General features: G+C 35.8%; 25 protein-coding genes. 15 read left to right on the forward strand and 10 right to left on the reverse strand.

Annotated features, from left to right (window positions below):
* Positions 1-6: 6 nt before the first annotated feature.
* From ACO052_RS05825 to ACO052_RS05865, 9 genes are all read left to right on the forward strand, one after another.
* Positions 7-375: a nuclear transport factor 2 family protein gene (locus tag ACO052_RS05825; protein ID WP_422107060.1), complete on the forward strand. Its 369-nt coding sequence runs from the start codon at positions 7-9 to the stop codon at positions 373-375.
* Between the two features lie 178 nt (positions 376-553).
* The gene (locus ACO052_RS05830; RefSeq protein WP_422107061.1) at positions 554-1990 is read left to right on the forward strand and encodes an amidohydrolase family protein; all 1437 of its coding nucleotides are present in this window, start codon (positions 554-556) and stop codon (positions 1988-1990) included.
* A gap of 371 nt (positions 1991-2361) precedes the next feature.
* A complete protein-coding gene (locus tag ACO052_RS05835; RefSeq protein WP_422107062.1) occupies positions 2362-2904 on the forward strand; it encodes an RNA polymerase sigma factor in 543 nt (180 codons plus the stop codon).
* Positions 2897-3691, forward strand: coding sequence for a zf-HC2 domain-containing protein (locus ACO052_RS05840; protein ID WP_422107063.1), 795 nt, complete (start codon positions 2897-2899; stop codon positions 3689-3691). Before ACO052_RS05835 ends, ACO052_RS05840 begins: the two co-directional genes overlap by 8 nt.
* A 5-nt stretch (positions 3692-3696) precedes the next feature.
* Positions 3697-4458 carry a DUF4097 family beta strand repeat-containing protein gene (locus tag ACO052_RS05845; protein ID WP_422107064.1) on the forward strand — a complete coding sequence of 254 codons (762 nt, stop codon included), beginning with the start codon at positions 3697-3699 and terminating at the stop codon, positions 4456-4458.
* Positions 4459-4626: 168 nt separating this feature from the next.
* Positions 4627-6285, forward strand: coding sequence for a serine hydrolase domain-containing protein (locus ACO052_RS05850; RefSeq protein WP_422107065.1), 1659 nt, complete (start codon positions 4627-4629; stop codon positions 6283-6285).
* Positions 6286-6406: 121 nt separating this feature from the next.
* Positions 6407-6784, forward strand: coding sequence for a BlaI/MecI/CopY family transcriptional regulator (locus ACO052_RS05855; protein WP_422107066.1), 378 nt, complete (start codon positions 6407-6409; stop codon positions 6782-6784).
* Positions 6777-7955 (forward strand): hypothetical protein, encoded by a 1179-nt coding sequence (locus tag ACO052_RS05860; RefSeq protein ID WP_422107067.1) that lies wholly within the window; start codon positions 6777-6779, stop codon positions 7953-7955. Before ACO052_RS05855 ends, ACO052_RS05860 begins: the two co-directional genes overlap by 8 nt.
* Complete coding sequence (locus tag ACO052_RS05865) at positions 7952-9319, forward strand: serine hydrolase domain-containing protein (protein WP_422107068.1); 1368 nt, start codon at positions 7952-7954, stop codon at positions 9317-9319. Before ACO052_RS05860 ends, ACO052_RS05865 begins: the two co-directional genes overlap by 4 nt.
* 72 nt (positions 9320-9391) lie before the next feature.
* Here the strand turns inward: ACO052_RS05865 and ACO052_RS05870 are convergent, their stop codons facing one another.
* The 5 genes from ACO052_RS05870 to ACO052_RS05890 are packed head-to-tail and all read right to left on the reverse strand — an operon-like array spanning position 9392 to position 13207.
* A complete protein-coding gene (locus ACO052_RS05870; RefSeq protein ID WP_422107069.1) occupies positions 9392-10429 on the reverse strand; it encodes a S1C family serine protease in 1038 nt (345 codons plus the stop codon).
* A gap of 12 nt (positions 10430-10441) precedes the next feature.
* A complete protein-coding gene (locus tag ACO052_RS05875) occupies positions 10442-11197 on the reverse strand; it encodes a LytR/AlgR family response regulator transcription factor (RefSeq protein ID WP_422107070.1) in 756 nt (251 codons plus the stop codon).
* Positions 11194-12201, reverse strand: a complete 1008-nt coding sequence (locus ACO052_RS05880; RefSeq protein ID WP_422107071.1) for a sensor histidine kinase — start codon at positions 12199-12201, stop codon at positions 11194-11196. The genes ACO052_RS05875 and ACO052_RS05880 overlap by 4 nt, the downstream gene beginning before the upstream one ends.
* A gap of 47 nt (positions 12202-12248) precedes the next feature.
* Positions 12249-12632: a hypothetical protein gene (locus tag ACO052_RS05885; RefSeq protein WP_422107072.1), complete on the reverse strand. Its 384-nt coding sequence runs from the start codon at positions 12630-12632 to the stop codon at positions 12249-12251.
* 20 nt (positions 12633-12652) lie between these two features.
* A complete protein-coding gene (locus tag ACO052_RS05890) occupies positions 12653-13207 on the reverse strand; it encodes a DUF6515 family protein (protein ID WP_422107073.1) in 555 nt (184 codons plus the stop codon).
* Between the two features lie 399 nt (positions 13208-13606).
* Here ACO052_RS05890 and ACO052_RS05895 point away from each other — a divergent pair, with 399 nt between their 5' ends.
* The 4 genes from ACO052_RS05895 (at position 13607) to ACO052_RS05910 (ending at position 17278) form a co-directional block, all read left to right on the forward strand.
* Positions 13607-13810, forward strand: a complete 204-nt coding sequence (locus ACO052_RS05895; protein ID WP_422107074.1) for a hypothetical protein — start codon at positions 13607-13609, stop codon at positions 13808-13810.
* Between the two features lie 351 nt (positions 13811-14161).
* Entirely contained in the window at positions 14162-14335 is a 174-nt protein-coding gene (locus ACO052_RS05900) for a hypothetical protein (protein ID WP_422107075.1), read from the forward strand.
* A gap of 130 nt (positions 14336-14465) precedes the next feature.
* Positions 14466-16496, forward strand: a complete 2031-nt coding sequence (locus ACO052_RS05905) for a sensor histidine kinase (RefSeq protein WP_422107076.1) — start codon at positions 14466-14468, stop codon at positions 16494-16496.
* A 113-nt stretch (positions 16497-16609) separates the two neighbouring features.
* On the forward strand, positions 16610-17278 hold the full coding sequence (locus ACO052_RS05910) for a DNA-binding response regulator (RefSeq protein WP_422107077.1): 669 nt from the start codon (positions 16610-16612) through the stop codon (positions 17276-17278).
* Positions 17279-17531: 253 nt separating this feature from the next.
* Here the strand turns inward: ACO052_RS05910 and ACO052_RS05915 are convergent, their stop codons facing one another.
* Entirely contained in the window at positions 17532-18029 is a 498-nt protein-coding gene (locus ACO052_RS05915; RefSeq protein ID WP_422107078.1) for a DUF456 domain-containing protein, read from the reverse strand.
* 117 nt (positions 18030-18146) lie between these two features.
* On the opposite strand from ACO052_RS05915, the gene ACO052_RS05920 reads away from it, so the two are divergent.
* Both ACO052_RS05920 and ACO052_RS05925 read left to right on the forward strand, forming a co-directional pair.
* Positions 18147-19280, forward strand: a complete 1134-nt coding sequence (locus ACO052_RS05920; protein WP_422107079.1) for a tetratricopeptide repeat protein — start codon at positions 18147-18149, stop codon at positions 19278-19280.
* A gap of 41 nt (positions 19281-19321) precedes the next feature.
* Positions 19322-19798, forward strand: coding sequence for a hypothetical protein (locus tag ACO052_RS05925; protein ID WP_422107080.1), 477 nt, complete (start codon positions 19322-19324; stop codon positions 19796-19798).
* On the opposite strand, the gene ACO052_RS05930 is transcribed toward ACO052_RS05925, so the two are convergent.
* The 4 genes from ACO052_RS05930 to ACO052_RS05945 are packed head-to-tail and all read right to left on the reverse strand — an operon-like array spanning position 19791 to position 23543.
* Positions 19791-20531 (reverse strand): Bax inhibitor-1/YccA family protein, encoded by a 741-nt coding sequence (locus tag ACO052_RS05930; protein WP_422107081.1) that lies wholly within the window; start codon positions 20529-20531, stop codon positions 19791-19793. The genes ACO052_RS05925 and ACO052_RS05930 overlap by 8 nt on opposite strands.
* Before the next feature lie 2 nt (positions 20532-20533).
* Positions 20534-21397, reverse strand: a complete 864-nt coding sequence (locus ACO052_RS05935) for a hypothetical protein (RefSeq protein WP_422107082.1) — start codon at positions 21395-21397, stop codon at positions 20534-20536.
* Positions 21398-21450: 53 nt separating this feature from the next.
* Entirely contained in the window at positions 21451-22578 is a 1128-nt protein-coding gene (locus tag ACO052_RS05940) for a glycosyltransferase family 2 protein (protein WP_422107083.1), read from the reverse strand.
* Complete coding sequence (locus ACO052_RS05945) at positions 22575-23543, reverse strand: lysylphosphatidylglycerol synthase domain-containing protein (protein WP_422107084.1); 969 nt, start codon at positions 23541-23543, stop codon at positions 22575-22577. Before ACO052_RS05945 ends, ACO052_RS05940 begins: the two co-directional genes overlap by 4 nt.
* Between the last annotated feature and the right edge of the window lie 23 nt (positions 23544-23566).

The raw sequence follows: 23566 nt of genomic DNA on the forward strand, positions 1-23566 counted from the left end.
AGAATTATGTATAAAGTGAATATCAAAAAAATCGAACAGTTACTTACAAATTACTTTGAGGGCATCTTTTATGGTGATGTAGAAAAGTTGGAAGATTGCTTTACAAGTAATGCCATTATCTATGGAGATATCAATGGAGAGCCCTACAAAAAAAGTAGAGCAGAGTATGTGGAAGGTGTTGAAAACAGACAAAGTCCTAATGAACTCAAAGAGCCTTTTAAAATGGAAATCATTGGTGTAGATGTTATTGGAAATGTTGCCATGGCAAAGGTGCATTTACCAATGCTAGGCTACAATTATTACGATTATCTATCTCTAACTAAAATTGAGAATGACTGGAGAATTGTAAACAAGATTTTTTCAAATGTGGCATAGAAGTCTGTCGCAATAATCAATGTAAATCGTCATCATAATTGAATCAACTATAATGAAACGGAAACTATTTAAATCTCTTAAGGTAATTCTGCTGGTCTTATCATTTTTAATATTGGTAATTACACTAGGTATAATTTGGCCAACTTCAACTCTCTCTGTTCCAAAAAAATACGATACAGTGCTTATAAAGTCAATTAGTATCATTGATGTAAAAACCGGAAATATTCTGGAGAACAGAAATGTTTTAATTGAAGAGGATAGAATTAAAACTATAGATAGTTTAGACATTGTAGTTGATGATGACGATGCATTACTAATTGATGGGACAGGTAAATATCTAATCCCAGGTTTATGGGATATGCATACACATTCAAATCAGCATTCTCCGTGGTTACACCACCCACTTTATATTGCTAATGGCGTTACAGGTATTAGAGATATGTCAGGGCAATTAAATCGCAAGGATAGTTATTGGGTTGGTAGCAAAGAACGCCTTCTGTGGAATGCTGAATTGAATGCTCATAAAAGAGTAATGCCGCGATATGTATTGCAAAGCAGTTATCAAATAGACGGGGCATCGAGTGTGCCAAATGGGTTTCCTGACTTTTTTAAGCTCGAAAATCCGGAACAAGTAGATTCCCTGCTGCAATTTTATAAAAACGAACAGGTAGATTTTATCAAAATTTATCAGCAAATACCCGTTGATTCTTATAGAAGATTAGCCAGAAGAGCGCAAGACTATGGACTACATATTGCAGGACACAAGCCTATGTTCTTAAGTCTAGAGGAGGCTGTGAATCTAGGACAGCGTAGTTTTGAGCACGGACGTATATTTTTATTCGAATCCTTTCCTGAAGCTGACAGTTTAAAACATCCTAAAAATTGGAAAACGAATTTTTCTAAATATAAAAGAAAGCTCATAGTGAACTATGATCCAGAGTTAGCCTCAGAACTCATGCATCTCATGCGATCTAAAAATGCTTATTGGGTACCAACATTGCAAACGTTAAAGTTTGAGGCAAATGCGCATCGTATGTCATTTCGGGAAAATGCAAACTTGAAATACATTACAGCCGTTAGGAAGAAGTTATGGTGGGATTTTGATTTGAAGAATAATACAAGAAGAAATCAAGCAATGGGTCTTTCACGATTGAGTGCTCTTTTTTATGAGGCTTCAAAGGCGCAAGTTAAGCTAGCTCACGACATTGGAGTGCCAATTATGGCAGGTACTGACGTCACAGACTCTTACACATTTGCTGGTTTTAGTTTGCATGAAGAATTAATTGATTTAACAAAATGTGGACTTACCAATATTGAAGCTTTACAAAGTGCGACTATTGTTCCTGCTCAATATGCAAAAAAGGAACATTATTATGGCAGTATAGAAGAAGGGAAGATTGCTGATTTGGTAATCCTAAATCATAATCCATTAGAGCATATTTCTAATACTAGCAAAATTCATGGTGTTATTATGGATGGTCTTTATTACGATTCCAAAAAAATAGAAGACCTCAAGACATTTACAGAATCGGCAGCTTCAAGTTTTCATATGAATATTAAGGCATTATACAGTCTTATTGACAGCCCATTAATTAGAGTACAGTTTGCAGACTAATAGCAGTGGTAAGATGATCTGAACTAGAAATCAGGCTGATAAAACTGTTCTTAAAACATCACAGTAGATTCTACTGTTCTATAACAGAAAAAACAAATGATTAATAAATTATTTAAACTCATAGTTCTGACACTATGCTATTCTTTTACTGGTCAAATTACTAGTCAGACTATAGTAGCAAATATTGAAGATATTAACACCAATCTTAATAGCGAAGAAAACGACAACTCACCATAGAATTAACCCTATTTCTTCAGGCCTACTGCTAAATAAACAATCATAAACTATGCCTTCTATTTTGAGTAGCATTATGACATAGTGTAACCTTTTGCAATTTTTAGAGTATTTATAATAAAGACCAAAGATAAAAATTGAAAGACCTGACCGACGAACAACTAATGGTGCTCATTAATAATGGCGATTTGCAAAGGATGCACGATTTATTCGAAAGGTATAATATCAGAATATATAATTTCTGTCTAAAATTAACACGTAATAAAACGGTTAGCGAAGATCTTACGCAAGAGACCTTTTACAAGGTGATTAAGCATCGCAAATCGTTCAATAAGAAATCTTTTGCGGCATGGATATTTACTATAGCAAGAAACTTGTGTAATGACCATTTCAAAAAGGTAAAATTAAGTCCATTAGATATGTATGCCATAGAAGCTAATTTTGATAACAAAGGTCATAGCGACGAGGAAAAAAAAGAAAATATGGACCATTTAAAGAGTGTATTAAATAAACTGAGCAATGTCGATAAGCAACTGATAGTCTTAAGCCGCTTTGAAAGACTAAAGTACAGAGAGATTGCAGATATAATGAAGATGAGTGAGTCGGCCATAAAAACTCGAATTCATAGGGCACTACACCAATTGAGACTTCATTATTTTAAATCTAGCGAAAATGCGTAATTGTAAAGACATAGAATATAAAATTATAGAATATATCGATGGCACGCTCAGTGCATCAGATGTAGAAATGGTAAAGCAACATCTTATTACTTGCGACAATTGTAAAAAAATGGAGCAGCAGTATCGATTGCTTTTTGAAACTATTGATAGTGAAGCTGTAGAATACCCAACCCCAGCGTTAAAAGATGCTTTTGAAGCAGCTTTAAGTCAGGAAGCATCAACGCCAGGATATACGAATTTAAAAAGACAAACTAAAACGCTACCGCCGGCTTTTCAAACTATTTATAAAGTTGCTGCAATTTTGGCCTTAATGTTAAGCAGTTATTGGTTTGGAAATTATAATTCTAACAAAGCATACATTCCAGAATTGGCGCATTTAAAAAATGAAAAACAAGAATTAAAACGTATCGCTGCGCTTTCCTTATTTGAAAGCGAATCGGCAAGCAAACGTATTCAGGCTGTGAAATTTTCTCAAGAATTGAAAGGCCCAGATGATGCTATTTTAAAAGCTCTGATTGGAGAAATGCTCAACGATAAAATGGTAAATGTGCGTCTCGCTTCTGCGCGAGCGCTTCAAAGATTTTCAGAATATAAGATCGTTAAAGACGCTTATATAGAAGCTCTAAGAACAGAAAACAATACGAGTATGCAAATTGAGCTAATAGAAATATTAGCTCACGTAAAGGAAAAGCGTGCCATTCCACAGATGAAACAATTGCTCGATGATGAAAACACACCTATTTTTATCAAAGATCAGCTAAAAGCAGAATTACAAAATTTAATTTGAAACCGATGAAATCACATAAAATAATTGCGCTATGGAGTATCCTATTTTGCATCGCCTCTAGCTTTTCGCAAGACTATGTACATTCCTTAGCAACTATTGATAAAGTTGAGATCGTATCTCGAGCCTCAGTGATTTTAAAGACACATGACGATCCTAGTTTTTTAATTTCTAGTAAAGACAATAAACGCCTAGCGAAAAAAGGTAAAGGCTTAAAGTCCATCTTTGGTAAAGACAATACGGGTTTTAATGTATTTGTAGAACAAAACAATGGCACACTCAAGGTCGAAAGTTTTCAACCGAGAACGGCTAACACGTTCATTGTTTATCTACCAAAAACGATGAAGGTCTATGTGGAAAATCTATTAAATAATGATGTTAGTATTTCTGGCTTTACTAGCGAAATTGAGGCCAAGGTAGATAATGGAGATATTAAAATTAAAAATGTAAATGGTCCTGTCATTGTCGAAAACGCTAGAGGACATACAGAAATAATCTTTAATGAGGTGAGTCAAAGTTCTCCTATGTCTATAATAAATTCCCATGGAGACATTGATATTACGTTACCATCAGACACAAATGCCGATATTGAAGTATCCGCTCCGAGGGGCGAATTATACACAGACTTTAATCTTGTTGCCATAGAAAATTATAATAAGGATGATGGCGAACGTATGGATTCAAGATATATTAAAAGTAAATTGAATGAAGGCGGTGTTAGCATAAGTATCTTGTCATCAAGAGGCAATGTATATCTAAGAAAACAATAATCTAAAACACTTTTCTGAACAAAATTTTTAAAGAATACTTAGGTATTCACAGCATACTATTGTCAAATTTTAAACCAAAAAACTCAAATTATGAATGCAAATACGACTAAAACTTTCTGGCGCACTATAAACAGTTGCTCATACTTTTTAAAGGGTGTAAGGGGCAAAATGAGCACATTACTAGTTCTTTTATTAGGGGCAATTAATTTCATTTATGCTCAAGATAGTAGTGATACAGATGCGCTCTTTAAACCCTATAATAATAGTGATACGCCTGGTATTGCCGTTTCAGTTCTTAAGCACGGTAAAGTCATTTATCAAAATGGATTTGGTATGGCCAATCTGGAATATAGAATTCCAATTACAGAGCACACAAAATTTCATGTCGCCTCATTATCCAAACAATTTACGGCCTTTATGATTTTGAGTCTGCAGGATGAAGGTTTATTGTCCATCGATGATGATGTTAGAACGTATATTCCGGAGTTACCCGATTATGGCAACACTATAACCATCAATCATTTATTAACCCATTCGAGCGGCCTAAGAGACCAATGGCGACTTTTGGAATTGGCCGGTTGGCGTTTGGATGACGTCATCAAAACCGAACAGATTTTCAAACTCATAACCAATCAAAAAGCACTCAATTTTGTACCTGGTGATAATTTTAAGTACTCTAATTCTGGATATACCTTATTGGCGATTATTGTAGAACGAATTACTAAGACATCATTTGCTGATTATGCAAAACAACTCATATTCGACCCCTTGGATATGAAGGATAGCTTTTTTTATGATGATCACGAAGAAATGATGAGCAACAGGGCCTATTCCTATAAAAGAGTCGATCAAAAACTTAAAAAGAGCAATTTAAATTTTGCAACTGTAGGTCCTACAAGTCTATTCACAACCATTGAAGACATGAACAAATGGGCAAATAACTTTAGAACTAGAACCATAGGCAACAAAGCTATTTTTAAGGCGATGAACCAAAAAGCTAAAAAGAATGACGGATCGGTTTCGAGCTATGCAAAAGGGCAATTCGTAAGAAATCACAAGGGGTTTAAAATGATTTATCATTCTGGATCGGATGCAGGTTACCGCTGCTATTTTGCAAGGTTTCCAGAGCTTGGTTATCAGTTTATACTTTTTGCGAATGCGTCCTACATTAGTTCTTATGATGAAATCTATAAGCTGATTGACCATTTTTTACAAGACCAATATCCTAAGAATGACAATGACCAACCATCAGACAAACCCTTTGAGTATGACGATGATATCTTTGTAAATCTTTCAAATGCTGAAATGAAACCGTTTGAAGGGCGCTATTTTGATCGTGAAGAAAAGCAATACTGGGAGGTTAAAATCCAAAATGATACGCTCTATTGTAAAGGTGGTGTTTTACCAGAAGACATCAAATTGTATCCTGTAGGTAAAACAAACTTCAAGATAAAAGGCACACCTTATGATATCTCCGTGAATTTCATAGAAAACGATTATCAGGAACCTGTGCTTGAGTTTAGAATTCCTGATGTGATGTGGTTGTGGCTTGTAAGAGAGAAAACCGTAAATACTTCAGATTATTTGGGAAGTTATTACAATGAAGAATTAAATACGCAGTATGACCTTGTAGAAAAGGATAATACCCTGTGCTTAACACATCAAAAATTGGATGATATAAAAATCCTGCAGATCAATGAAGCCTATTTTAGCTCTAATAATCGGAACTTCTCAAACATAAGGTTCAAAAGAAACGACTTAGGAAAAGTCACCGAATTTTCAGTATCTAATGGAAGTATAAAAAACATTACATTTTCGCGAAAATGATAAACAGCACTTTCTCAAAGTCTTCATTTGACTTTCGCTAAAATCAATGGTTAAAAACACACAGGTCTTGCAAGTTTAATTTTTTACTCTATATTTGTAGAGCAATATCTATGAAAATAGTATGAAAAAATTAACAGTGGCAGAAGAGGAATTAATGAAGTATTTATGGGAAATCGGTCCCTGTTACTTCGGGGATTTAAAAGATAAGTACCCCGAACCAAAACCGGCAACCACGACAATTAATACCTTAATAAAACGATTAATCGATAAGAAATACATACGATACAAGCTCAATGGGCATAGTAGAAAGTACTACGCGATGATTAAAAAGGAACGGTATTTTTCCACGCATGTGAAAGGGCTGATTTCAAATTATTTCAATAATTCGATCGAACAGTTTGCGTCTTTTTTTACAAGGGAGTTGGAGATTTCGGATGAGGATTTAAAGAAACTTAAGAAGGTGGTGGATGAAAAAATAAAATCGAATCCAAATGATTGAGTATATCATCGAGTTTGTTATCGTCTCCTTGCTGAGTTATCTGGGATGTCGTTTATTGATCAACTACTGTTTAAATCATAAAATAAATCGGTTTTGGTTGCTGTTCTGTCTTTGCTTTTCTGTTTTAATACCCCTAATACATATAAAGATTGCCACTGATAGTACTATTGGGGCTATTAATTTAGATCAGGTGGTCAACGGGGCCAATGTAGAGGGGTTAGTCAGTGATGTCTCCAAAACTGATAGTGGAATACGACCATTGTACCTATTGATCCTCGCGCTTTATCTTGTCGTTGTCTTAGTATTACTATTTAGGTTCTATTTTAATATTAAAATCTTATTGAACAAAAAAAACAATGCTGAGTCAGTAAATTATAAGGGGACTGCTATTTATCTGTTAGACGAAACTATAAAACCCTTTACATTTTTGAATTTCATTTTTATGAGTAAAGTCGACTGGACCAATCATAAGAACAAAGATGAATTAATCAATCATGAGCTTTATCATAAAAACTTTAAGCACTCGCACGATATTTTATTTATAGAATTACTTAAGGCTGTGTTCTGGTTTAATCCGGTATTGTATGCCTATAAATTACTCATCTTATCCAATCACGAATATGAAGTAGATAAGGCGATTATTTCTGGTGGATTTGATCCTAAGTCTTATACGCACATCTTAATTGATTACACCTTTAAACCAAAAACAAAAAACTACAATTTATCCAGTGGTTTTTCCCTATCCTTAATTAAAAATAGAATTCATATGATTTCAAAATTTAAGCAAAACACCTCGTCTTTTAAACACTATCTCGCGATGAGTTCTTTGATAGTTTTATTATTTCTTTCATCGGCATTTACGCTGGACACCTCAGGATATTTCTTAGCGGAAAAAATCGCATATTCTCAAAAAGAACACAAGTTGTATTTACAGGGCGATCGTATAGAAGTTAACTTTCAGGGGAATGATATTTCAGGTAGAGGATCCTTCTCATTTTTAGGTAAAGTAGACTATTTAGAGATCGATAACCAAACAATAGAGCGTGATATCACTATAAACGTAGCTGGTAAAAAATGTTTAATTAACCAAATAGTAGATCAAGAGGTCCTATCTGGCTTGGGCCTTGATGACCAGGCAAAAGCCTTTCAAGTTAAAACAGTTGCGGAATGATAAGAGTCTTTTTGTCGGTGCTTCTTACGTGTTCTGTTTTTTTAATAAGTCATAGTCAAGTCTCAGATAGTTTAGCTATTAGCGGCACTTTATTATGGGATAAAGAGGGTATTTCAGGGTTCCCAAATACGTTAAAGGTTACAGACGTGGCTGATAATACCCATGTAAAAAATGTCACTGTTGACAGTTTAGGACACTTTAAAACACAATTAACAAAAGGTAAATACCGGTTAGAACCGTTGCGCAGTTACCATTGGCAGGGCGAAGATATCGTTCGAATTGACATGATCAATACGCAACACCAATTTGAGGTTTCAAGTAGACAACCCAAATCTGATATTGTTTTAACCTTAAGGACAATCAATAAGCCACAACGCATTCCGGATCAGGGCATACTTCACAAGTTTAACACCGATGCTGCAAAGGATATCAATGCTTTTGTGCAGGCTTATATGTCCTATTATGAAGTGCCAGGGGCTTCTTTGGCCATTATCAAAAATGGGGAAGTTGTTTTTCATAATCATTATGGGGTGAAAAACAGCGCTACCAATGAAGAGGTCAATGCTGAAACGTTGTTCGAAGCTGGTTCTATAACAAAGACCGTACTGGCCTTTATCGCTATGCGAATTTATGAAAAAGGGCTTCTTGATTTGGACCAACCCTTATACCAATATCAAAGCTTTGAAGATATTAGCCATGATGATCGCTATAAGAAAATTACAGCGCGTATGGTATTAAGTCATCGCACCGGATTTCCTAACTGGGCAAGAGGTAAATTTGATTTAAAATTCGAACCAGGGACCAAGTTTGGTTATTCGGGTGAAGCCTTTGAATATTTGAAAAGGGTATTGGAAGCTATGACGGATAAGCCCATGTCTGAGCTGATTAAAGACGAATTCTTAAATCCCTTAGAACTCGAAGATATTTATTTTAAAGGGAGCGAATTTGAGATAGGACTGGCGGCCAACGGCCATAAGTTTGGTGGTGATGTGTCTGAAAAACGCGACATAAAGTCTCCCATGATGGCGTTCAGTATGGTTACAAATGCTTTGGCTTTTGCACAATTCGCTTTGGCCCTAAGAAATCGAAAAGGTCTCAAGGCGGATACCTATAACGAATTATTTAAAATCCACTCAACAAGAGACGACGGCACGCACTGGAGTCTCGGCTTTAGAATAGAGGAAACGAAGTTCGGCCGGAGGTATGGCCATAGCGGAAGTACAAATCCAGGTTTTATAGGTAATTATGTGTACTATGATGCCTTGGATATGGGGTACGTGGTCATAACCAATAGCCAAACGGGAGGCTGGTTGTCTTTACCATTGCTAACACAGTTCTTAATCACAGGAAAGGATAACCCCTAGAGGAATTAGAATTATGAGGTCATAGCAAGGAATTCTCCTTGATTTTAGGATTAACATCAATTCTAAAACATCTTAGTCCTTAAATGAGAGCGTCATGTCTTGGATTTTTCCGCCGCGAAGTACCTTCAGCGTAAAGGAGTTTTGATTAAGAAACCCTTCGCGCATACTTTCCGTCGAGTCAGATGCCACCTGATTGAGTTGTTCAAAGATATCACTTGTAAGCGGATAGTCATTAACCGCTATGATAATATCACCACCCAATATTAAATCTTCTCCATCGATAACCGTTTTTTCAAAGCCTCCTCGCAATCCGGCGAAGTCGGCCGGAGAAAAGCGTACGACGGATTCTACAAGTAAGCCCCCTTTAATTGGTACATTCAGTAACCATGCGGTTTTTGCATTTAGAAAATAGCCATTAATACCTGTCCAGCGCCGTTTGCCATCAACAACGATGTTTTTTGCCAAATTGATAGTCGCTGCAAAGCCTAAACCTTGAAATCCACCTGATTCGGTGATAATATAGCTAGAGATGCCAATAACTTCACCATCGAGATTGAACATGGGCCCTCCTGAATTGCCTTGATTGATGGAGGCATCCGTTTGAAAAAATTCATTTAGCGTAAACCCAGAGGTTCTCGTTTTTTGCTCTTGCCGTCCACTAATATGGCCTACGGATAGTGAGTGTTCTAAGCCATAAGGCGCACCGACAATGATAATTTGATCACCAACAGACACTTGGTCAGAATCTCCCAGTTCAGCCACCTTATAGGCTTTGGGCATCCAGGATAATTTAATAAGCGCCAAGTCTGCCATAGGCGCAGACCGAATAACTTTGGCCAATATTTCTTCTCCGTTTAAAAAGCGCACTGTGATTTTTTCGGCGTCATTGACCACGTGTGCTGCTGTGAGAATCTCACCCTCGTCCGAAATTAAGACTCCAGATCCTAGACCTTCATCCGTTGCCATTTGAAGATTGTCTTTCAAGACCTTAGTCTCGGTGAGTATGGTAACCACCGATGGGTTAACCTCTTTATAGAGTTCGGCTATGCTTTGGGAGTGTCCAGTAAGTAGCACTAAGTTGAGGGCTAAGAGTAGGGTTAGTTTTTTCATTGCTTTAATATTTCAATTCATCCATTTTTTTAATTGTGGGGCCTTAGCTTTACTGACGACGATTTGTTCGTCTGGTTGCGGGGCAATGTTTAAAATCAACTTTCCATTAAAGTAGAGTTGTAAGTTTTCAATTGCTTTTTTCTGAACAATAAACTGTCTATTGGCCCTAAAGAATTGGTCAGGGTCCAACTGTGCTTCAATATCTTCTAACTTTTCCTCAATGATATAGCCTTTTTTATCAAAAGATGTGGCTTTAACGATTCCGGTATCAATAGTGAAATAAGCAATATCATTGACACTTAGCGGTACTAAAGTGTCGCGCTGTTGTACTAAATAAGTGGCCTTGTAGCTTTTCTTTTCGGTGTTGAGCATCTGCAGCATCTGCTGAAATTGTTCGTTGACTGGGACCTGTTGTTTGGTAGATTTATACTTGGCTATAGCTTCCTTTAACTCATCCTCGTCAATCGGCTTTAATAGGTAATCCACACTATTCACTTTAAAGGCTTTAACCGCATATTCATCATAAGCCGTCGTAAATATGACGGGAACATCAACCTTTACGGTATCGAAGATTTCGAAGGAAATACCATCTGCCAAATGAATGTCAAAAAAGGCCAGCTCGATATCATGAGCTTCCGAAAAATAGTCCACCGCCCCAGAAACCGTATCAATAATCGTATCGACATGAATGGAGGCATCCACTTCTGATAGGAGAATTTTCAAATTTTCGGCAGCGGCTTTTTCATCTTCTATAATAAGGACTCTCATACTAATGGTATTTTTACGCTAAAGTGGGTGTCATCTTTTAAAATCTCAATGTTTTTATCCATCTGTAATTTAAATCTGGTATTTAGGTTGCTTAAACCTGTATTGGTACTTTCGATGTGTCCCGTTCTTTTCTGCAATTTATTTTTTATAACCAACCAGCCGCCTTCATCAAATACATCGACATAAAGCGGTTTATCATTTGAAATCTCGTTGTGTTTTACGGCATTCTCCATGAGTAACTGCAAGGCCAAGGTCGGGAGCTTCTTTTGAAGCAATGCGTCGTTGATATGGATGTTTACATTAAAATTGTCGCGATAGCGTTCCTTGATGAGATGCACATAGCTCTCTAAAAACTTCAGTTCTTCTTTCACCGTGACCAGATCCTGATCTTTGCTTTGTAATATGTATCGGTATAAAAAAGAGAGCTTATTAATAAATTTTCCAGCTGCTTTTTGATCCTCTCTTACCAATAAACTCAAGGAGTTAAGTGAGTTGAATAAAAAATGGGGATTGACCTGATTCCTCAATGCGGCCAATTCGTTCTGAAGACTTTGCTGTTTCAGACGTTCTTTTTCAATAACATCGAGTTTGGATTGGTTATTAAGCAAAATGGCTCTACTAATAATTAAAAGCATGACCATAACAAAAAAGTAAACGAAAGCATTAAGTCGTGGGTTAATAGAATAGTCGTTAAAACTATAGATGAGATCATTGACCAGCGTAAAGGACAGTACCCATACCAATAAGATCAATAGATTTAGGCCAAGGTAGGCCCAAACGCGATGTTTAACACGTAACTTTTGCAACCAAAGTAAATTGAATTTTAGGACGATATAACTAAACCCAAAAAGCATAACAATCCTAAAAATGGTATCTTCTACAGAGACTTCTAGAAGACTATTCATCACTGGGCCTTCACTTCCAAATAAGAAAATGATTCTTGGGATGTTGACCAGAAGCGAAAAGCTGGTAGCGATGATAAGAATGAGTCTGTTGGTTGTCATTTTAGATGGAAAAAGGCTTGCTTGGCAAGCCTTTAAATTTATGAATTCTAGTTTTTATTCTTATGTCTTTCTTTCATTTTCTGCTGCATTTTTTCTTGGGTTTCCAGATATAGGGCATATTGCTCTTTTGAAAGTAAGGCATTCATTTCTTCGTTCTTATTTTTAAGAATAGCTTTATACGCTTTGTACTTTGCCAGCCGTCCTTTATCACTGTCTTTTAAATCCATCATTTGCTTCGCGTAGCGCTTGGTGATGTCTTCAAACGTTGGTTTTTGCACCTCGGATAAATCCAAGGTATCAAAATAGGCTTCGAGCTGTTCTTTTAGTTGCGCTTTTTGGGCTTCAGTTAATGGACGTTCTTGGCCTCTGGCAGTCGTTATACCAATTAAGGCTATAGCGACTAAGATTAAAATAGGTTTTATAGTTTTCATTTTTTATAATTTGTTTATAATTAGTCTTCAATTTCACCAACCACTTTATAGGCTTTGCCTCCCACGGTTTTTACTTTTTTATAGAGCGTGGCATTGTGTTGATAGTAGGTCTCGCCATCGATTTTCACCTTTTCCGCTTCATCGGGCAATTCGTAAACAATGGCATTTAATGGGGGTTGTACAACCTTATACTGTTCACCATCCTTAACGTAAAAATTTCCTAGGTAATAGTAGTAAATATCGGTTCCGACAACCACTTGTTTATAGCCTTCAGGTAAGGAGGTGATGCTAATACCCACAGGTGGATTTACTACGATGTAAGAGCCGTTATAGTATCTGTAATACAAGCCAGCGTAATAATGATATCTTAAGCCTCCAAAACGTACCACAACGGTTCTTGTAGGTAAGGTTCGCACAACCCTTACACTTGGTATAGGACGTGTGTAAACCACTTTTGGTGTTGTTCTTACCACGGTTCTTGGTGTTCTGATGACGACACGTTGCGCATTGAGCTTTTCAGAAATAAAAAATAGTCCTAGAATACTGAGTATCGCTACTGATTTTGATGTTTTCATGTTTTCTTCGTTTTAATGATTATGATTCAAAGGTATAGTGAAGAATAGCGCGCATTGAAAAATTTAAAGTGAGACGTCCAAAGACCTTAGTGAACCATCTCATATGTTAAGTTGAAATGTTCTCCGGTAGAGAAAAATTGACATAAAGCTTGTAAATGTTTGGGAGTGTATTTACATTTGCCACCAGATTAAAAGTTATCACTTTTAGAGTGATCATTATATAAAAATGTTGTGTTGTCTAGGAGCAATCCTAGAGTAGTTGTAAGTTATCCAATAATCTCAATCCCGATAGCTATCGGGACTATCGAGAGGATACTTGCCAATGAAAGGCTTTCCTTTTTCCCTTGTTCTACGAAGCTTTAGCGAAGTAGAACTTTACAGGTAAATCGGGATGCTTTTTTGTTTTACAAGCCTATTAGATATACCTTAGGCTACTGCCTATCGCATCAATGGACGCAAAACTTTGCCTATGCCATTCAGGTGAAATGGTGGTATTTCGCGCTAGTCACTTTAATGATGTTTCTGATATTTTCGCTCACCGTACTGTCCCAGATTTTAAAAGTAGTACAGACCAAAGTGGTCGATTCTTTGAGATACGAATAACGATTACTATTAAAAAATGCGAAGAAATTGAAACTAAAAATTTGGAGTTTTCAACAGGATTTGAACAATAAAAATGCATTTAATCGGTGTTTAAACGCATTTCATCGATGATTCTTTTGGTTATGAATCAAATCCTTATATATTTGTTAGCTCTTGTAAGCCCTCAAATTCAACTTTCAAGATTTTTATTAATCCATTAGACATTTACTAAAACGTCCCTCGTTTTATTTTAGTACAATTTAGGTTAAGAACCTACAATAGTTAATTATCCATTTACCTCCCTCAAGATGTAACGAAAAATCGTTACGGCATTTAATATTGACTGTTAATAAACCCTAAATTGATACTTTTATGAAAACCCTAAAAATTACTCTTGCTTTAGTAGCTATTGCCATGTTAACTGTATCTGGTGTAGAATCTGATAAGGCCATTGCGGACAACGAGCCGACTTACAAGACAAAATCAACAAACGTGAATTTATTAGCTCATAATAAGGCTAAGATGAAAACGCCAACTAGAGGCTAATCGGAATAATATCACTGTTTTTAATATCAGTAGTCCTTATCTTTTGGTAAGGACTTTCTCTGTTATTATTGCCAGAAAATAGGTAAGATGATATTTTATTTTAACTTTGATTATTCATATAAGCAAAGTATTGAAATCAAAAGCTTTCATCACAGCATTACTAATTCTTTTGGCATTTATTTGCTCTGCTCAGTCCGAAAAAGATCAAATATTATTAAAGGATATTGAGCGTTTGATAGATTCTTCTAAGAATCAAGATTATGAAGAATATAAACGTTTTCAGTTTGCAAATGAAGCTAATTCGCTCGCAAGAAAGCTGAATAATGATTCCATTTATTTAAATACAAACTTAAACATAGTTGACTTTTATTTTTATGATGAAGATTTTGAAGGATATATTAAAACTAATCATAAGATAATAACGCTTTCAAAAAAACTCAATGATTCTCTTTCCTTGGGATTTGCCCATTATGCAATAGGATATTCATACTCAATAAAAAAAGTAAGTGATAGTGCCTATTATTATTATTCAAAGGCTGCTAAAATATTCGATAGAATCAATAACATGCCTCAACTTTCATATAGTCTAGGTAGTTTATCTGTGATTCAACTAGATGGGAAAGATTATTTTGGTGCAGACGAAAATGCCGTTCGAGCACTAAACGTATTGGAAAAAGTTAAAGAAACGGATGATATTCTTGATCAGAAATGGATTCTTTATAATACATTAGGAAGTGTTGCAAATTCGCTTAAGGATTATGATAAAGCATTAGAATATCATAATAAAGCCTTTAGTGTTGCAAAAAAAATGAAAGATGATTATAACAATGGTCTTTACACCTTAAATAATATTGCCTACGTCAAGAGGGAACAAGGTAATCATTTAGAGGCAGAGAAAATTTTTAGAGATGTAGCCGAAAGAAAAGGACTTTACAATGATGATCCTTCATTTTATGCTTTAATATTAGAAAATCTAGCTTACACAAAATACTTAACTGGGTTATATGAAAAAGAGAATATTCTTAATCTTTTTGATAGGTCGTACACCATCAGTGATAGTTTGAATGATAAGATCACTCTGACAGGTACTGTTATTAGTTTAGCAAAATTTCATGATGGTGTTGGTGAAAAAAGTCTAGCAGAAAAATATGCGAAAGAGGCGTATGATTTGGCAAAAGATATTGAATCTAATCAGATTTATTTAGAATCAATGCAGCTATTATCGAAATTAAAGTTAGGGGAAGAAGGGAAAGAATATTTATATGAATATATAAAGGTAAGCGATAGTCTCCTTCAAGTTGAGCGAAATGTCAGAAATAAATTCGCACGTATTGAGTTAGAGACCGATGAATTAGAAGCCGAAAACGAGCAAATCTCCAAAGAAAACTTCTATCTGGCCCTATTATCAGGAGGTTTATTGCTGGCCGCCATATTAACCTATCTCTTTATCTCCCAACGTGCTAAGAATAGAAAGCTTAAACTTATCCAGGTACAGCAAAAAGCCAATGAGGATATTTATAACTTAATGCTGAGCCAACAGGATAAAGTAGACGAAGCCAGAACTCAGGAAAAGAAGCGCATCTCCGAAGAACTACACGATGGTGTTTTGGGCCGTCTTTTTGGTACGCGTCTCAGTTTGGATAGCATTAATTTTAAGGACGGAAAAGAAGCTATGATGACTCGGGCTAATTATATAGGTCAACTTAAAACCATAGAAGAAGACATCCGTAAAATTTCCCATGAATTAAACACCGATTTTGTGTCGGGTTCGGGCTTTATGGACATTGTTTCGGAGCTTATTGAGAATCAAACACAGGCTTATGGCTTAGAATACGACTTTAATTATACGGATGATATCAGTTGGGATTCGGTATCCAATAAAACTAAAATCAACATTTACAGGATTATACAAGAATCCATGCAAAATATCTACAAACACGCCAACGCAAAAGCCATAAAAATTAGTATTTCACTAGAAAAAAACGTATTTTGCTTAGACATCATTGATGATGGAGAGGGATTTGATACATCGAAGAGTAAGAAAGGTATTGGTTTAAAAAATATGACCTCTCGTGTTGAGGACATTAACGGAAAAATCGCCTTCACCTCTCAGCCTGGCCACGGTACAACGGTTAATGTTAAGATCCCCTATGCAAGCTAATCGACATGAAATGTGCCCTAAACTATCTTTAATTGTTGAAGGTAATTTATGGGCCATTCCACCTGTTTGACAGCGAGATAGGTTAGTCAATACGATTTAGAATATAAAAACGGATGAAGCATATAAACATTTTAATGGTTGATGATCACCCCATAATCATTGAGGGCTATCAAAATGTATTAATGGCAACCAAAGACGAGGACCAAACCTTGCTGATAGATACGGCTAACAACTGTGATACAGCGCAGCTTATGATTAACAGAGCTTCAAAAGGAACGCCTTACGATGTCTGCTTTTTTGATATCAGCTTGCCACCGTCGGAAGATGGTAGATACGCCTCAGGAGAAGACTTGGCACTTTTGGCCAAAAAAGTGCTGCCAGACGCCAAAATTATTATCCTGACGATGTTTAATGAATCCTTTAGAATTCACAATATCATCAAAGAAATAAATCCGGATGGATTTCTGATAAAGAGCGATTTAACCTCGATGGAATTGGCTGATGCTTTTCAGCAAATCCTAAAATACCCGCCTTATTACAGCAGTACGGTGAGTAACTATGTAAAAAAGACCATTACCAGCGAAATCTATGTCGATGATGTCAACCGGAAAATTCTTCACCTGTTATCCCAAGGTATCAAAACAAAGAGTCTAAGCGAATATATCCCCTTATCGACGAGTGCCATTGAAAAACGCAAAAAGCAACTCAAATTACTCTTTTCTGTAACCGACGGTAAGGATGAATCCTTGTTACAGGAAGCGCGTGAGAAAGGTTATTTATAAAAAAGGGCGAAAAAATCAACATATTTTACAGTCAAAAAAAACGCTTGTAGCACTTGCTATTGCTGGAAATTACGGTTTTTCCGCATCAAGTTTGCGGTTTTACCGTAAGAAAAAAATAATGCATTGGCTTACATTTACACAAGTCAACAAGAATTAATTAATCCCTCTTAAGTAATTGTTGAGTTAATAGCAAGAAAAATTAAACCTAGTTGTACTTTGCAACTAGGTTTTTTTCTTGCTTTATCTTTTGGGTTTAGAACCAATTGCCTTGATGCTCAGAGAGCTTTACAATAAAAAAACCGAGGAATATAATAGCGACAATAAACTTTAAAAATGTCGAGGCAATAAATCCTAAAAAGGATCCGAAGGCAGCTTTTAAGGCCTTTCCTATATCATTTCTGTGAATCATCTCACCGACCAAAGCGCCTACAAAAGGGCCGATAATAATACCGAAAGGAATTGGCGATAGCAATCCTATGAGCAAGCCCAGAGTTGTGCCAATCATTCCCGCCTTGCTGCCACCAAAACGTTTGGTGCCTATAGCTGGGATGATGTAATCCAAAACATATATAAATAGTGCTATGATGAGCGTAACGATTAAAAATGTCTGGCTTAATTGTATGCCTTCCGTAAAATGCAGTACTAAAAACCCGGCCCAACTGGTTAAGGGGCCAGGAATGACAGGTAGAAAACTACCCAATATGCCCAATAACATTAGAAGCAGAGCCAAAATGATTAAAAATAGTTCCATATAAATAATATAAGTACCGATATGACGCAAGAAGTCAACTAAAGTTACGTTTTAGTAATAATTGCTCTTTAATTTGTCGAATACCAGCATTCCTGCTATTTTAAAGAAAATTTATGTATGAATTATAGTATTGCAATTCTTGTTGTTTTAAACGGATGCCTCTTTTTACAGTCTCAAAACTCAAAGCGTCTTGGGGATGAACTCTACGCTGTAGGCAACTATTCTAAAGCGATAGAGCTCTATAAAACGGTAGAAGATTTAGATAGTGTATATGACGAAATTGCTAAGGCATACCTAGCCATAGGCAACTATGGTGAAGCACTATTCTATTATGAAAAAGCTCTAAAAGCAGATCCCGACAATGGTCTTATAAGCTATGAATATGCTAAGTTATTGGTAAGAACTAAAAAGTATGATAAGGCCAAACTGCTTTTCAATAATTTAGTTTCGAGAGATAGTATAAATCCTAATTATCACTATGAGTTGGGAGTTGTATTAGAAAAGTTAAATGATAGTACAGCGTTCGAGGCATTTAAAAAAACATACAACTTAGATCAGACCCATCAAAAAGCCATATTTAAAATGGCAAAACGTCATATTTTTAAGCGACGCTTTAAAGAAGCGCATAACATCATTGATATTGGTCTCGAGTCCTACGCTGAAAACGTGGATCTTATCAGTCTAAAAGCTCAGGCTTATTACTTTCAGGATTATCATACCCATTCGGTAGTATGGTTCAATAAGCTACTAGACTTAGATGAAACATCTGAATTTATACATGAAAAATTGAGTATTAGTTATGCTCAGAATTCAGATTACCAAGACGCCATTTATCATAGAAAAGAAGCATTGAAGTTTAATCCGTCCGATGCTAACGCCATGTATGTTATTGGTGCTTATTACCAACGATTGGGTGATTTTGAAAAAGCAGAAGAGTATATGTCAAAGGCATTAAACATTTTGGATGTTTCATTATCTCATGAATACCAACAATTAGGTAGTGTATTAAATCGACAGAAGAAATATGATGAAGCTATAAAAGCATTTCAGAAATCATTAAAAGAAGACCCATCAAACATCAGTTCGGAGTTTTTTATACTTAGGACAAAAGATGCGTATTATGCCGATCTCGATACCAAGATAAAGTTATATGAGAACTTCATTAAAAATAAACCGGATAGCCCATTTAAAGTATATGCCGAGCAAAGACTTAAGCTGTTAAAAGAAGAAAAATTCATTGAAGAAAACTGAAATCTAAAAATATCGTACATTTCGCTATCAGAAATGTGCTAATGAACCGAATAGCTTGTCTTTTTTTAATTGTTCTTTTAACGTCTTGCAATTATTTTGAAAAGCAAAGAGTTAATGCAGACGATTTGTTAGAGGAACAGTTGCGAACCTTCAATTGGAATGAAGTCGATATGTATCCGAGATTTAGCAATTGTGATTCCATTATTGAAAAAGAAGCCGGTAAAATTTGCTTTCAAAATACGCTTTTATCCCATGTTAATAGTTATTTAGCAGCTCAAAACATTGTTGTTTCGGAGGACGTAAATGACACCATATGGTTACAACTCATTATTGATAATAAAGGGGTTTTGAATATAGAAAACATCACCCTAAAGCCAGAAACTCAATTCCAAATTCCTGAAATTGATAGCTTACTACGCCAAAGTTTGAAACAGGTGCCAAAAATAGAAGCGGCAACGCGACGAAGTCAATATGTAACCACCGCTTTTGAATTACCCGTCATTGTGAAAATTAATTAAAACGTATGGTGAGCTTTTGCATCAACCGCAGTACTTCAACATACAGCCAAATAAGCGTGGCCAAAAGTCCCCAAGTGGCAATCCACTCTTTATATTTTGGGGCTTTGTTCTTGTAGCGCTCTATATAATCAAAATCCAAAAGCAAAGCAAAAGACGCTACAATAGCAGCCAAGATATTAAACCCGATAGCGAACCAACTAGTACCCCAGATATAGGGCCTAATACCAAAGAAGCTCAATATTAATGATATGATATAAACGACTAGAATACTCACGGTTGCCGTAATAATGACACTTCGTAATTTTTTGGTGACTATGATAATCCTTAGTTGATATAGAATGAGCATTACAAAAAACGTCACAATGGTTACTCCTATAGCTTGGTAGGGTAATTCGGGGAAATTGCGATGTGCATAGGACGAAAACCCTCCTAGAAAAAATCCCTTAGCGATGACATATAAGGGTACTAAAATGTGAGCCCAATGTTGCTTGAAGGAAATTAATACGCTAATGATAACAGACCCTAACATGCCTCCTAGTGTAAACCATCGCATAGACGTACCAGCCTCGTTGAGTTTCCAAAGATAAACCGTAATGACCGCAATCACTAAAATTCCGAGCATGGATTTTATAAAGATACCTAGGACCGACATGGTTCGGGTTGAGGCTTTGCCGTCATCCCAAAAGTAGCCGTTAAAAACAGGGTTAGAGGTTTTAAAATTCCTTAAGCTCATTGCTATAAATTGAATTTATAACCAATGGCGATATCTGTAGAAAAGTTGCCTTGATTGTCGAGCAAAAGTGCGAATAGCTCACCGTAAATAATGGTGATAAAACTATTATCTCCAACTTTAATATCAGAACCTACTCCAAAAATAAAAGGGATATCGAATGCTGTATCACTGGAATCAATTTCCATATCATTTTCATCTGCAAAAGTAACGTTAGAAAAATTTAAGGTGGCTAATTTCACCTGACCATAAATCGAGAAGCTTTCCTTATTGATGAATCGATAACGATAACCTATAGAGAGTTCGGTTGTACTATATGGAAAATCGTCACTGTCGAACGTATGCCTTGCTTGTAAAAAACCAGAATGCCTAGGAAGCACATTAGCTTCAAAAATTTCTAATTCAGCACCGACCATTGCTGTGTTTTTGTTATCTGGATTGCCAACAAAAGGATTGTTGGTAATGCCACCAGAAAACCCTAATCTAAACTGAACGCTGCGCTCTGAAGACACAACATTATAGTTGGAATCCACGGAAGCATTGTAGGCATCTAGATAATTTCTCAAACTGTATAGTGTTAATTTTAGTTTGTCTGTAGACATGCCGTTGGTAAGATTACTCAAGGTCGATTTATACTCTTCCTGATAGTCGTTATTGCTACCTTTTGTATTCTTTAACTCTATGACGCTGCCATCTTCGCTACGTACAAAATAACGGTACTTGCCATCGATAATATTCCAGAGTAGATCTAATTGACCGTCTATTTCGGTGTTCAGTTCTAAAGTCTCTCCATTAACGGTGTAGGTTTGTTGGCTGTAGTTAAGTTGAAAAACAAAACATACAAAAAGTAACAAGATGATTTTTTTCATTTTATGCTAGGATTTGGTTTTAGTAAAACTACCAAAAATATATGAAAATACCCTTATCTTTTGAAGACTCTACCTTTCCAGCTATAGGACTTAAACCAAGACAATGCTACAATGTAAACACTAAAAAAAGGATACAAAACACTGGCGTAGATATACGACAGCAATATACTTTCTTGCCCTAAAAAACGTGCCGTCTTAAATAATAATAGAAAATCAATAGCAAATTTTATCACAAATAATGCGATGGCTATTCTAAGTTCCATAAGACCTGTCAGTACTGCGAATGGTACCGCCACACAAACAAGATTAGCTAAAAAGACGACCAGCCCCACCATTTTAGAAAATCCATTAGGGTTACGACTTGTTTTCGAAGCCCAACGCAATCGCTGTTGTATTAATTGGCTGATATAATCTACAGGGCTTGTCAAGACTATGGCATTATTGGATTTTAAATAAGCCACCTTTTTAGCGTTCAATTGTTTGAGCTTTTCTAACAAAAAAATATCATCACCGCTTGCAATATCCGAATTACCCGTAAACCCATTGGAATTTTTAAAGGCCGTTTTTTGATACGCAAAGTTAGCGCCATTACTAAGAAAAGGTAATTTAAGCCCAAAGCCTCCAATAGTGGCTCCTTGCAGACTTAAAAAATCAAGCGCTTGAAACCGATTAAAAAATGAATGATTTTGGGTATAACTTACAGGAGCTACAATACAATTTGGGTGCCGTGTCTGAATATATTCATCAAAAGTATCCAACCAATATGTTGGTACGATACAATCCGCATCTGTAGTGATGATCCATTCGTTTTTGGAAAGTGCAATGGCAGTGCTAATAGCGTCTTTTTTAGGCGAATTAGACATGCGCTTGTTTTTGATGATTGATAGGTTTTGAGCAGAACTAGCCATGACCTTATGAATCATCTCAACAGATTGGTCACTAGAATCGTCGTCAACCAAGATAACTTCAAATAGGTCTTTAGGGTAGTTTAAGCTTAAAATGGAATCGAGCAGTTTTGGTAGGTGTTTTGCTTCGTTTCGAAAGGGAATAACAACCGAAAACTTGGTTTTGGCTTTTAAATCCTGAAGTCTAAACGTTTTGATCTTGTCAAAGCCAAAGCTGAGACTGCCGATGAGCATCAGATAAATCACAATGATGATTATGGCTATTGTAACAATCATGCTTCGATTTTAGGAAGTTTAAAATTCAATACAAAATAACTTCCAAACAGACTGGGAATAGCAAAGTTCAACACCCACATGATGGTGATAACCGATAAAATGGTAAGCTCATTGACCTGTACATAACCAAATAAGAAAACGGCAACACTTCCTTTGACCACCACATCAAAAATAGAAATAGATGGTATAATTGAAGCTAAGAGGTATAGACTTGTAATAACGACCATAGCTTTTGAATAATCCACATCAACACCAAAAATGGTGAGTAAGTAATACAATTGAAATGAAAAAATTAAATAACGAATCAATGACAATAGCAGGTTGACCGCATGGGTTTTAAGAGCCATCTGTTTAATATAGGCTAATATTCTAGCAATGGAATAACCTTTAATACTAAATGCTTTGTGCTTAATTCCAAAAGCGGCAAACAAACCTATAACAATTAAAATAAACACAAATCGAGCGACCTGATAATAATCGACATCAATTTGATAGCGATTGACAAATAGGATAAGTCCGATGATACCCAAACTAGTGGTTATGGCCATCTGTGCCATATTGCCCAAGAGATTTATCAAAATAATACGTTTTCTAAACGGCTTCGCATAATAAATGGCTTTTGCACCATAATCACCAATACGATTTGGTGTTATGAGGGAAGCGGTTAATCCACCTAAGCTTTGCTCTAAAGCCTTTTTAAATGATATTTGTGTAATCGTATTTACTAAATACTTCCATTTTAAGATTTCAAAAAACCAATTAAAAATGCTTAAAATGATCAAAAAAAGGATGTTTTTGGGCGAAAATGTCTTATTCTCTTTTAAAAATGCTAAAAAATCACTGAAGCGCAGATGCTCGTTTTCGGCCAGTTTTGAATAAATAAAATAAAAAGCACCAACAACAATGGATAACTTAATAAGTACAACAAAGAATTGCTTAGTTTTGTATGGGATGCTATACAACATGCTGCAAATTAAATCAAAAACTC

Source organism: Winogradskyella sp., from assembly GCF_965228925.1.
Classification (GTDB): Bacteria; Bacteroidota; Bacteroidia; order Flavobacteriales; family Flavobacteriaceae; genus Winogradskyella.